The organism is Ruegeria sp. HKCCE3926 (assembly GCF_017872515.1).
GTDB lineage: Bacteria > Pseudomonadota > Alphaproteobacteria > Rhodobacterales > Rhodobacteraceae > Ruegeria.
The window spans coordinates 134,859-146,862 of the sequence record NZ_JAEDOU010000004.1; the positions used below are offsets into that span (position 1 = coordinate 134,859).

12 protein-coding genes are annotated in these 12,004 nt (G+C 58.7%); 10 read left to right on the forward strand and 2 right to left on the reverse strand.

Going from position 1 to position 12,004, the window contains the following annotated elements; translation table 11 throughout:
* Positions 1–858: a 16S rRNA (cytidine(1402)-2'-O)-methyltransferase gene (rsmI, locus tag I9184_RS12430; protein ID WP_171634866.1), complete on the reverse strand. Its 858-nt coding sequence runs from the start codon at positions 856–858 to the stop codon at positions 1–3.
* An 88-nt stretch (positions 859–946) separates the two neighbouring features.
* Between rsmI and I9184_RS12435 the strand changes: the two genes are divergently transcribed.
* Genes I9184_RS12435 through murJ form a run of 3 tightly spaced genes read left to right on the forward strand, consistent with a single transcriptional unit; the run spans position 947 to position 6,424 of the window.
* Complete coding sequence (locus I9184_RS12435; protein WP_171634868.1) at positions 947–2,107, forward strand: penicillin-binding protein activator; 1,161 nt, start codon at positions 947–949, stop codon at positions 2,105–2,107.
* Between the two features lie 16 nt (positions 2,108–2,123).
* A complete protein-coding gene (locus tag I9184_RS12440; protein ID WP_209834815.1) occupies positions 2,124–4,886 on the forward strand; it encodes a [protein-PII] uridylyltransferase in 2,763 nt (920 codons plus the stop codon).
* Entirely contained in the window at positions 4,883–6,424 is a 1,542-nt protein-coding gene (gene murJ, locus I9184_RS12445) for a murein biosynthesis integral membrane protein MurJ (RefSeq protein ID WP_209834639.1), read from the forward strand. The genes I9184_RS12440 and murJ overlap by 4 nt, the downstream gene beginning before the upstream one ends.
* On the opposite strand, the gene I9184_RS12450 is transcribed toward murJ, so the two are convergent.
* A complete protein-coding gene (locus tag I9184_RS12450) occupies positions 6,425–7,111 on the reverse strand; it encodes a rhomboid family intramembrane serine protease (RefSeq protein WP_171171106.1) in 687 nt (228 codons plus the stop codon).
* A gap of 86 nt (positions 7,112–7,197) precedes the next feature.
* Here I9184_RS12450 and trpS point away from each other — a divergent pair, with 86 nt between their 5' ends.
* The 7 genes from trpS to I9184_RS12485 all read left to right on the forward strand — a co-directional run bounded on the left by trpS (position 7,198) and on the right by I9184_RS12485 (position 11,929).
* Positions 7,198–8,226: a tryptophan--tRNA ligase gene (gene trpS / locus I9184_RS12455; protein ID WP_209834640.1), complete on the forward strand. Its 1,029-nt coding sequence runs from the start codon at positions 7,198–7,200 to the stop codon at positions 8,224–8,226.
* Positions 8,227–8,285: 59 nt separating this feature from the next.
* Positions 8,286–9,149 (forward strand): branched-chain amino acid aminotransferase, encoded by an 864-nt coding sequence (locus I9184_RS12460; RefSeq protein WP_209834642.1) that lies wholly within the window; start codon positions 8,286–8,288, stop codon positions 9,147–9,149.
* Positions 9,150–9,226: 77 nt separating this feature from the next.
* Positions 9,227–9,682, forward strand: coding sequence for a universal stress protein (locus tag I9184_RS12465; RefSeq protein ID WP_171634880.1), 456 nt, complete (start codon positions 9,227–9,229; stop codon positions 9,680–9,682).
* 9 nt (positions 9,683–9,691) lie between these two features.
* Entirely contained in the window at positions 9,692–10,285 is a 594-nt protein-coding gene (locus I9184_RS12470) for a 2-hydroxychromene-2-carboxylate isomerase (RefSeq protein WP_209834644.1), read from the forward strand.
* Between the two features lie 69 nt (positions 10,286–10,354).
* Positions 10,355–10,918 carry a NifU family protein gene (locus I9184_RS12475; RefSeq protein ID WP_152456863.1) on the forward strand — a complete coding sequence of 188 codons (564 nt, stop codon included), beginning with the start codon at positions 10,355–10,357 and terminating at the stop codon, positions 10,916–10,918.
* Positions 10,908–11,498: a tRNA (adenosine(37)-N6)-threonylcarbamoyltransferase complex dimerization subunit type 1 TsaB gene (gene tsaB, locus I9184_RS12480; RefSeq protein WP_171634882.1), complete on the forward strand. Its 591-nt coding sequence runs from the start codon at positions 10,908–10,910 to the stop codon at positions 11,496–11,498. Before I9184_RS12475 ends, tsaB begins: the two co-directional genes overlap by 11 nt.
* On the forward strand, positions 11,495–11,929 hold the full coding sequence (locus I9184_RS12485) for an N-acetyltransferase (protein WP_209834646.1): 435 nt from the start codon (positions 11,495–11,497) through the stop codon (positions 11,927–11,929). The genes tsaB and I9184_RS12485 overlap by 4 nt, the downstream gene beginning before the upstream one ends.
* Positions 11,930–12,004 lie beyond the last annotated feature (75 nt).

Consider the following 12,004-nt stretch of genomic DNA (forward strand, 5'->3'; position numbering starts at 1 on the left):
TCATCCCTTTCCCAGTTTCAGAGCTTTCTGGTAAATCGGACGGCGCGGCAGATCATACATTTCTGACACAAGATCCGCTGCGTCCCGAACCGAGTGGGTTTCCAAAGCTCGCTTCAAAGCCTCTTCTACGTCGGATTCGTTAACAGTTTGCGAATGACTACGGTCCACCAGCAGAACGATCTCACCCTTGACCGGTTTTTCCTGAATTTCTGCCGCCAGATCGGCCAGTCTTCCACGGCGGATTTCTTCGAACTTTTTCGTCAGTTCACGGCACAAGGCCGCCTGACGGTCTGCCCCCAGGCAATCCGCAAGATCTGCAAGGCTGGCCGAGACGCGTTTGGGGGATTCGTAGAACACCAAGGTGCCTGGTATGTTTTTCAAAGCCTCAATCCGAGTCCGGCGTGCGCCCGATGCATTGGGCAAGAAACCTGCGAAGAAGAATGAATCCGTTGGCAGGCCCGCCAGGGTCAGCGCTGTTATGGCAGCGGATGCCCCGGGCGCACAGGTCACCATATGCCCGGCTTCGGCCGCCTGCTTGCCCAGATCATATCCCGGATCAGCGATCAGTGGCATACCCGCCTCGGATGCATAGGCGACAGATTGCCCCTGCGCCAGGGCATCCATGAGTCTGCCACGCGCCCCGGCGCCGCTGTGATCATGGTAGGCCTGGATATGCCGACCCTCCAGCGGGATGCCATGGATTTCCATCAACCGCCGCAGGCTCCGGGTGTCCTCCGCCGCTATCACATCGGCCGAGGCCAGAACATCCAGCGCCCTGAGCGTAATATCGCGCGCGGTTCCGATCGGAGTGGCAACAAAATACAGGCCCGCAGCCAATCTGATCTTTTGGAAATTCAAAGCTGGACCCTCACAGCGTGACGTTTATTATCGCGGCTCAACAGAACAGAAGCATTCACAGCCGCCGGATCAGGGAGTTTTCATTTAGATGTTTACCGTTTGCAAGCCCGTAAGCAAGCTGGCGAAAGCCGCCATTGCCCTGACGACCGCAGCGTTTCTGGCCGCTTGTGAGCCCGGCGGCGTTGGGGGGGGCCCTTCGATTGACACGTCGAATCCTGTTCCGGTTGCTTTGCTGGTTCCCCGCTCGGGCGACGCCGCGCTGGCGCAGAGCCTTGAGAATGCAGCCCGTATGGCAATGTCCGATCTGCCTAACGTCAAAATCGACCTGCGTGTTTACGATACGGCAGGAAATCCGACCACGGCGACAGCGGTGGCCCAGCAGGCCGTTGCCGAAGGCGCCAAGATCATTGTCGGCCCTGTTTACGCCCAGGCGGCAAACGCTGCCGGGCTGGCCGTACTGAACAATAACGTGAATGTCCTGTCGTTCTCGAACAACACCAGCATTGCGGGTGGCAATGTATTTGTACTTGGACCGACCTTTGAAAACACCGCCAACCGGCTGGTAAATTATGCGGGCAGGCAAGGCAAAACGAACACGGTTATCGTGCACAGCAATGATGCCGCGGGGCAAGTGGGGCAAGCTGCCATCGCCAATGCACTGGCAAACAGCCGGGTCAACAATGCGGGAACGGTCGGATACGACCGGTCGCAACAGGGTGTTATCAACTCGGTTCCCACCATCAAGGCCACCGTCGATTCGACAGGGGCGGACTCGATTTTCATGACGGCAACGACAGCGGGTGCCTTGCCACTTTTCTCGCAATTGCTGCCTGAGGCCGGCGTTTCTCCGGCGACGACACAATTCATCGGTCTGACCCGTTGGGATATCCCCCCGCAAACGCTGGAGCTGCCAGGCGTGCAAGGGGGATGGTTCGCCCTGCCCGACCCGTCCAAGGCCCAAGCCTATCGTCAACGGTATAACGCGACATATGGCGAAGCGCCTCATCCGATCAGCGGTCTGGCCTATGACGGCATTGCGGCGATTGGTGCTTTGGTCAGCCAGGGCAAATCCGATGCGCTGACCGGTGCTGCCCTGACCCAAAATGCCGGTTTCCAAGGTGTTGGCGGTATCTTCCGCCTCCGCCCGAACGGCACCAATGAACGCGGCCTTGCCGTAGCGACGATTCAGAATAAACAGGTGGTTGTGATTGACCCTGCCCCGCAAAGCTTCTCTGGTGCCGGTTTCTGAGCGATCGGGCGAGACCATGGCGCCGGATGGCGCGCTAATTTGCCCTGCCGAAAACATCTTTGACAGCGTCAGCGTCAATGATGCGCTGGCCGAGGTGTTCGAGACCAGCTCTGACAACAGCAAAATGCGCTCTGAAACAGTGCGCATTCTGCGCGACGCTCAGAAAGCGGGTCGCAAAGCCATCGCCGATGCCTTCAGCGAGCGTCCGTTCGACGCGCGCGCGCTGACCCGCTCCTATACTTACCTGACGGACCAGCTGGTCGGAACCGCGATGCTGGTCTCCAGCACGCGCCTGCATCCGCTTGCGACGCCAACACAAGGTGAAAAGATCGCCGTACTGGCCGTTGGCGGATACGGGCGCGGTGAAATGGCGCCCTCTTCGGATGTCGATCTGCTGTTTCTGACCCCCTATAAAATCACGGCCTGGGCCGAAAGCGTCATCGAATCGATGCTTTATATCCTTTGGGATCTCAGGCTTAAGGTCGGGCATTCCTCGCGCACGATCAAAGACTGCCTTCGGCTGGGCACCGAGGATTTCACGATCCGCACAGCAATGCTTGAACAACGTTATCTGGCGGGTGACAAGGCGCTGGCCGACGAGCTTGAACGGCGCCTGAAAACCGAGCTGTTCAAAGGAACCGAGCGGGAGTTCATCGAAGCCAAACTGAACGAACGAGATGAGCGGCACCTGAAACAGGGAGAACGCTACAAGGTCGAGCCCAACGTGAAAGAGGGCAAAGGGGGGTTGCGCGACCTCCAATCCCTCTACTGGATCGCAAAGTACATCTATGGCGTTCAGGACGTGGCCGAACTTGTGCCTTTGGGTCTGTTCACCCCGGAAGAGTTCAAGACCTTCGTTCAGGCCGAAGAATTTCTTTGGGCCGTTCGTTCGCATTTGCATCTGGTGACGGGTCGCGCCACCGAGCAACTGACCTTTGACATGCAGGTCGAGGTCGCCGCGCGCATGGGCTATGAGGATCACGCCGGTCGCCGGGCGGTCGAGGTGTTCATGCAACGCTATTTCCGCGAAGCCACGCGTGTGGGCGAGTTGACGCGGATTTTTCTGACGAAGCTTGAGGCGCTGCACGTGAAAGGCGCACCATTGCTGGAGCGCATTTTCCGCAGACGCCGGCGGATCAAAGCGGGATACCGGGTTGTTCACGGTCGTCTGGACGTAGCGGACCCTGACAAATTTCTGTCCGACAAGGTAAACCTTCTGCGCCTGTTCGAAGAAGGCTTGCGAACAGGAATGCTGATCCATCCGGATGCCATGCGTCTGGTGGCGGCAAATCTGCATCTGATCGACGACGAAATGCGCAATGACAAAGAGGCGCGGCGCATCTTTCTGGACCTGATGCTGAAACACGGCAACCCAGAGCGAGCCTTGCGGCGGATGAACGAACTGGGTGTGCTGTCAGCCTTCCTGCCCGAGTTCGAGCCCATCGTGGCAATGATGCAGTTTAACATGTACCACAGCTATACGGTGGACGAGCATACCATCCAGTGCATCGTGAACCTGGCCCAGATCGAACGCGGAGAGTTGATTGAATCGCTGCCTCTTGCCTCTTCGATTCTGAAAGGTGGGGTCAACCGCAAGGTGCTGTATGTCGCCCTGTTGCTGCATGATATCGCGAAGGGGCGACCCGAGGATCACTCGATTCTTGGAGCACAGATCGCGCGCAAGGTGGCACCAAGACTGGGCCTGAACAAAGCAGATTCGGAAACGGTCGAATGGCTGGTGCGTTATCACCTGCTCATGTCCGACATGGCACAGAAACGTGACATTTCAGACCCCCGCACAGTGCGCGATTTCGCCAAGGCAGTTCAAACCGTCAAACGGCTGGATCTGTTGACCGTTCTGACCGTCTGCGACATTCGCGGCGTGGGGCCGAACACCTGGAACAACTGGAAAGCCACGCTTTTGCGTGCCCTTCACGCCGAAACCAAGCGCGCGCTGGAGACCGGGATGGAGGACCTCAACCGCGCCAATCGCGGCGCCGAGGCAAAAAAGGCCCTGCGCACCGAACTGGCGGCCTGGTCCAAGGCCGATCTCAAATCCGAGACGGGGCGCCACTATGACCCGTATTGGCAGGGTCTCAATCTGGCCACACATGTCGAGTTTGCGAACATGCTGCGTGCGCTGGAACAAAGCGGCGACCCCGGCGCGATGGAGATCCGCCTGCAACCGGACGAGGATCGCGACGCAACCCGAGCCTGTTTTGCAATGGGCGACCACCCCGGTATCTTTGCCCGCATTGCCGGCGCGCTGGCCCTGGTCGGCGCGAATGTCGTGGATGCGCGCAGCTATACGACCAAAGACGGCTATGTCACCGATGCATTCTGGATTCAGGACGCCGAAGGGCACCCGTTTGAATCCTCACGCCTGCCACGTCTTACGCAGATGATCCACAAGACGCTGCGCGGCGAAGTGGTTGCGAAGGAGGCGTTGAAATCACGCGACAAGATCAAGAAACGCGAGCGTGCCTTCAACGTTCCAACGCATATCACCTTCGACAATGACGGCTCTGAAATATACACGATCATCGAAGTGGACACCCGCGACCGTCCGGGTCTGCTGTTTGATCTGACCCGGACCCTCGCCGCAGCGAATGTCTACATCGCCAATGCCGTGATCGCGACCTATGGCGAACAGGTGGTCGATACGTTTTACGTCAAGGATATGTTCGGCTTGAAATATCATTCGGAAAGCAAGCAACGTGGGCTTGAGGCCAAGCTGCGCAAGGCGATCACCGAAGGCGCCGAGCGTGCGGCCTCATGAAGCAAATCCGTTTGTTTTCAGGCCTGTTCACGGTCGGCTTCTGGACGCTGGCCAGTCGAATACTGGGGTTCCTGCGGGAAATTCTGCTGACCGCCTTCATCGGCCCCGGGCCGGTGATGGATGCTTTCGTCGCGGCCTTTCGCCTGCCGAACATGTTCCGCCGCTTTTTCGCCGAAGGTGCGTTTAACGCGGCTTTTGTGCCCATGTTCTCGAAACGGCTGGAGGCGGACGAGAACCCCCAGGGGTTCGCGCAGGATGCGTTCAACCTGTTGGCCGTGGCCGTTCTGGCGCTGGTCGGGCTGGCCATGGTTTTCATGCCGGGTCTGGTATGGCTGACGGCCGAAGGGTTCCATGGGGATGAACGTTTCGAGCTGGCCGTGGACTATGGCTATGTCGTGTTCCCGTATATCCTTTTCATGTCCTTGGCGGCGTTGTTTTCGGGGGTATTGAACGCCACCGGCAGGTTCGCAGCGGCCGCAGCGGCACCAGTTTTGCTGAACATCTTTGCCTGCACTGCGCTGATCGCCGGGGCCATCTCTGGCGGTGAGGTGATACGATGGCTGATCTCGGTCATTCCGGTCGCCGGCGTCGCACAACTGGTGCTGGTCTGGGTGGCGACCGAGCGTGCCGGTATCCGCATCCGCCCCGGCCTGCCCCACCTGACGCCCGAGATGCGCCGGATGGTCCGCATCGCGGTTCCCGCCGCCTTGGCCATGGGGGTCACGCAGGTCAACCTGGTGGTCGGACAACTGGTGGCATCAAAGACCGAAAAGGCCGTGAGTTGGCTGTTTGCCGCGGATCGCCTGTACCAACTGCCTTTGGGCGTCGTCGGAATCGCCATTGGCATTGTCCTGCTGCCCGACCTGTCCCGCCGCCTGCGCGCCGACGACAAGGAAGGGGCCCGCAACGCGTTTTCCCGCGCCGGGGAATTCATGCTGCTGTTGACGTTGCCCTCGACCGTGGCGTTCCTGATCATCCCGAACCCGCTGGTTTCGGTGCTGTTCGAACGGGGACAGTTCAGTCCCGAGGATACCGCTGCGACAGCGCTGGCGGTCGCGATTTATGGCATCGGTCTGCCTGCATTCATGCTGCAAAAATTGCTGCAACCCCTTTTCTTCGCGCGCGAGGATACGCGTTCCCCGTTCCGTTATGCGGTGGTCGCAATGGTCGTGAACGCGGCCTTGGCGTTTGGCCTATTTCCGCTGGTGGGTTGGATCGCCCCTGCGATTGCCGCGTCAACTGCCGGCTGGGCCATGGTTGTTCTTCTGGCGATCGGGGCACGTCGCATGGGCGAAGAAGCGCGTTTCGATGACCGTTTCAGGGCACGTGCGGGACGGATCGTTCTGGCCTCGGTCGGCATGGGCGCGGTTTTGTTTGCGTTGATCCACTTCTTGGGTTGGACGCTGGACGTTCCCGGCTGGCGCTATCTTGCGCTTTTGGTCCTGATCGTGGTCGCCGCCGTCTCGTATTTCTGTCTTGGTCATGTCCTGGGAGCGTTCAAATTGTCAGAGTTCAAACGCGCCTTGCGCCGGGCCTGATCAATCGCGGCGGATGCGCCCGACGATCCGGGCCCAGGCCCCCGGCGCCACCAGAAATGACATGCCAAAGCCGGTGGCAAACCCGCCCAGATCGGCGACCCATTCCGCGTTTCCGCCGAAGATCAGACCAAACAGGAACTGAATGCCCATCAGAACGGCGATCAGCTGAAACGCCCTCGCCTGATTTGCCCCCACAAGCGACAGTTTGCGCCACAACAACCACGTGAATGCTCCGATCAGGCCATAAACAGGTGGAAACCCTCCGATCAGGGGATAGCGCGGGTCCAGCAAAACGGCATAACTCAACGCGCCGCCAATCCCCGATACGACGAAGATCAGCAGCATGGGGACACCACCGAAAACCTCACCAACCATTTTTCCCATCGCCAGAACGAAGACACAGACAAAAATCGCCTGCGTAAAGTTGGCGGATACAAAGGGATAGGTCACGAACCGGACCAGATGTTCGAACGGCCAACGCCCGTTCAGCACCATCCAATCGAAAATATCCGCCGAGAAGGCATAGTGCTGTATCGCGTCCAGACGCCAACCCACGGCCGCCGGTCCTCCGATCAAACCGCGCGATCCCAGCGTGAAGGCCAGTTCGACGCCGATGATGAACAGAACCAGCGCCACCACAACGGGCGGCAACGGGTTAACGGCGGGTGTGTAATGCTCACTGCTCATTGGGATGGCCTTTCGCGGCTGTTGACGTCCCTTTGCCTCATGGGTAAGCGACGGAGGCTGATTTTTCCAGACAGGAGTTCCCTTTGATGACCGAGACCCAGTTCACGCCCCGCGTGTTTTCCGGCGCACAGCCTTCGGGTAACCTGCACCTCGGCAATTATCTCGGTGCGCTTCGGAACTGGGTGAGAATGCAAAGCGAGGAATTTGAAACCATCTATTGCATGGTCGATCTTCATGCAATCACGGTCTGGCAAGATCCAATCGAGTTACAGCATGCAACGCGGGAGCTTTGTGCCGGTTACATCGCTTCTGGACTAAACCCCGAAAAATCGATTTTGTTTAATCAAAGCCAAGTGCCGGAACACGCGCAACTGGCTTGGATATTTAACTGTGTTGCTCGTATGGGTTGGATGCAGCGCATGACCCAATGGAAGGACAAGGCCGGCAAGAACCAGCAGAACGCTTCGCTTGGCTTGTTTGCCTATCCTGCTCTGATGGCTGCGGACATTCTAATCTACCACGCAACCCACGTACCGGTCGGCGAAGACCAGAAACAGCATCTTGAGCTGACCCGCGACATCGCCATCAAGTTCAACAACGATTTCGGCGTCGATTTCTTCCCCGTCACCGAGCCAGTGATCGAAGGTGCGGCCACACGTGTCATGAGCCTGAGGGACGGATCCAAGAAGATGTCGAAATCCGACCCTTCTGACATGAGCCGGATCAACCTGACGGATGACGCCGAAGCGATTGCCAAGAAAATCCGCAAAGCCAAGACCGACCCCGATGCTCTGCCGTCAGAAGCCGAAGGGCTCGAGGACCGCCCCGAGGCGCGTAACCTGGTCAATATTTACGCGGCCCTGAACGATCAAACCATCGAAAAGGTTCTGTCCGAAGTAGGCGGCAAGCAGTTCGGTGAGTTCAAACCGATGCTGGCCGATCTGGCAGTGGCGAAACTGGCTCCGATCTCGACCGAAATGTCACGTCTGATGGGGGATCAGGCCGAGATTGACCGGATTCTCGCCCGCGGTGCCGAGCGCGCACGTGAAATCGCTGCTCCGATCCTGCAAAAGACCTACGAAATCGTTGGCATGGTCGGCGCCGCATCACGCTGATTGCACTGGACCTTCGCCTGACGCCCTCCTAGGGTTTGCCTGAATCAAAGGAGGGCGTCATGGCAACCGGCACGAACATCCGGACCTATTTTCAAGGCCAATGGCATGAGGGGGACGCACCCATCATGCGCGCGGCGGATCATGGCGCCTGGCTGGGATCTTCGGTCTTTGATGGCGCGCGGTATTTTGACGGGGTGGCCCCGGATCTGGAGGCCCATTGCGCACGGGTGAACCGGTCAGCCGAAGCCTTGATGCTGACGCCGACCATGACGACCGAACAGATGGTCGAGTTGGTACGCGAAGGGTTGCAGGCCTACAGCCCGGACACAGCCGTTTACATTCGTCCCATGTACTGGGGAATCGACGGTGACAGCACGGCAATAGTCCCGCAGGAAAACAGCACCGGTTTTGCCATCTGCCTGGAAGAAATCCCAATGGCCCCCGAAACCGCGTCGGTCACTCTGTCGACCACGCGCTTCCGCCGCCCGGTTCTGGAAAGCGCGGTCGTAAACGCCAAAGCGGGGTGCCTTTACCCCAACAACGCCCGCATGCTGCAAGAGGCACGCTCGAAAGGCTTTTCCAACGCTTTGGTGGCCGATGCGATGGGGCATGTAGCGGAAACGGCGACGGCCAACATCTTTATGGTGAAGGATGGCGAAGTCTTTACACCGATCCCGAACGGAACCTTCTTGGCCGGCATTACCCGGGCCCGGCATATCAAAAACCTGCGCGCGGATGGTGTGAAGGTCCACGAAACGGTTCTGAGCTTCGAGGATTTCCACGAGGCCGACGAGGTCTTCATGTCCGGAAACATGAGCAAGGTCACACCGGTAACTGCGCTGGAGGATACGCAATTTCAGGTGGGTCCTATTGCTCGCCGTGCCCGCGCGCTCTATTGGGATTGGGCTGCAAGCGAACGCTAGCGCAATGCCCCAGGCTTGCCCGAGTTGCCAGCGCGCGATCGGTCGGGCATGATCCCGGAAACCTAAAGAGGATACCCATGCGTAAGTTCCTAGTCGTTCTGGATGACAGCCGCGAATGCCTGAACGCGATGCGGTTTGCCGCAATGCGGGCTGCCCATACCGGAGGTGGTGTGACGGTCCTTTCCGTCATCCCGCCTGACGAGTTCAATCACTGGATCGGTGTGGCCGAAACCATGCGTGAAGAAGCCCGCGAACGTATCCACGCGCATTTCGAAGTGTTTGCCAAATGGATGCGGGACAAACAGAACGTGGAACCTGAACTGGCCATTCGCGAAGGCGATCCCGTGCCAGAGATCATCGAACATGTTCAGTCCGATCCCGAGATTGGTGTTCTTGTTCTTGGGGCGGGGACCGACAAGAAAGGTCCCGGTCCGTTGGTGACTCAACTGACAAAGAACTCGGGTAGCCTGCCGATTCCGATCACGATCGTTCCAGGTAATCTGAGCAAAGAGAAACTGGAAGAAATAACCTGAGGAGCGGCGATGGCGAAGACGATACAGTTCTGGTTCGAATTCGCCTCGACCTATTCCTACCTCAGCGCGATGCGGATCGAAGCGGCCGCGCAAGACAAAGGCGTCGCCATTGAATGGCACTCGTTCCTGTTGGGTCCGATTTTCGCGGAACAGGGATGGCGCACCTCACCTTTCAACCTGTATCCGGCCAAAGGCCGGTACATGTGGCGCGATATGGAACGTCTGTGCAAAGCGCGCGGGCTTCCTTTTGCAAAGCCCGATCCTTTTCCGCAGAATTCGCTCAGGGCAGCGCGTCTGGTTCTGGCCATCGAGGATCATCGGGAACGGGCGGCGTTTGTTCGGGCCGTCTTCAGCGCCGAATTCGGCGCCGGGCGGAATATCTCCGAGGACAGCGTTCTGGCTTCCTGCCTCGACGAAGCAGGGGTGCACAGCAGCGTGATGAACCGCGCAGGGGACACGGACATAAAACAGGCCCTGTTTGAACAATCTGCCCGCGCCAAGGCGCTTGGTCTGTTTGGTGCACCAAGTTTTCTGGCCGGGGAAGAGTTGTTCTGGGGCGATGACCGTCTGGATGACGCATTAGAATACTCTTCCGCAATTTAGAATCGTTCCAAATCTTGACTTCCCGTGCGCCTGCGCGCATATCAGAAGCACATCAGACGGAGCGCCCTCATGTTCATCCAGACCGAATCCACCCCCAATCCGGCCACGTTGAAATTCCTGCCCGGCCAAACGGTGCTGGAAGCTGGAACAGCGGATTTCCCAACTGCGGAAGCGGGCGAAAAATCGCCTCTGGCCAAACGCATATTTGCGGTCAACGGTGTGACTGGCGTGTTTTTTGGCAACGATTTTGTCACCGTTACCAAATCGGACGACGTACAGTGGGACCACATCAAACCGGCCATTCTTGGCGCGGTGATGGAGCATTATCAATCCGGCCAGCCTGTTATGGGCGCAGATTCCGCCGGGGCCTCGGGCCATGCCGAGCACTCTGGTGAGGACGCTGATATCGTCAACCAGATCAAGGACTTGCTGGACAGCCGTGTGCGTCCTGCCGTGGCTCAGGATGGGGGTGATATCACGTTCCACGGGTTTGATCGCGGCGTGGTCTATCTGCACATGCAGGGGGCCTGCGCGGGTTGCCCGTCTTCGACATTGACCCTGAAGATGGGTATCGAAAACCTTCTGCGCCATTACATTCCGGAAGTGACCGAGGTTCGCCCTGTTGCCGTCTAACCCGACGATTCTGGCGTTTGACACATCGGCCGCGCATTGCGCGGCCGCTTTGTTGCGTGATGGCGAAATCGTGACGTCTCGTGCCGAAGCAATGTCACGCGGACAAGCCGAACGATTGTTTCCGCTGTTGGAAGGCGTGCTGGCGGAAACCGGATGTGATTGGGCCAGTTTGGACGCGATCGGCGTTGGGATAGGGCCCGGTAACTTCACCGGCATCCGTATTTCGGTCTCGGCCGCGCGCGGTCTTGCACTTGGGCTTGAAATCCCTGCGGTCGGAGTTTCCGGCTTCGATGCCTTGCGTGAGCTGGCGGAAGACGGGCAGATACCGGCGATCCCTGCCCCGCGCGACCAGGTTTATGTGAAAATGCCCGGTGCCGATCCGTGTCTCTTGCCTCGGGCCGAAGCGGAACTTGGCGGGCCGTTGTATTCCTGCTCTGACCCTGCCTTGCTGGCACAAGCCATCGCCCGGCTGGCCGCACGGCACTGGGATCGCACCAGCTTGCCGCCTGCACCTTTGTACGTAAGGCCCGCCGATGCGGCTCCGTCCCGCGATACACCCCCTGTCCTGCTGAACGAATGACACCGCACGAGATGGCATCGACCCATGCCGCAGCGTTTTCGCAATCGCGCGGCTGGACAGAAGACGAATTTGCCGCCCTTCTTAAAAACCGCTTTACTTATGCCGTCGGAGATTCCCGGTGCTTTGCACTGTTTCAGGTGATTGCGGGCGAAGCCGAGTTGCTGACAATTGCGACCCACCCTTCGTTTCAAAGGCAGGGCCTGGCACTTCGACTCATGCAGGAATGGCATGATCAGGCGATCGATTTGCTGGCAACGCGTGCCTTTCTGGATGTCGCGGCCGACAACATTGCGGCCATCTCCCTGTACAATCGATGCGGATATCGGCAGTGCGGGCTGCGCAAGGCGTACTATGCACGCGAAACGGGCCAAAAAATTGATGCACTTGTAATGGAATGCCGCCTGCCCCAACGGCAATCGCCCGTTTTTTAGACCATTTGGTCAGAATTCATTTGACCATGGTGGTTGCAAACCCCCTTAATACCCGCCATCACAACAGTTATGCTC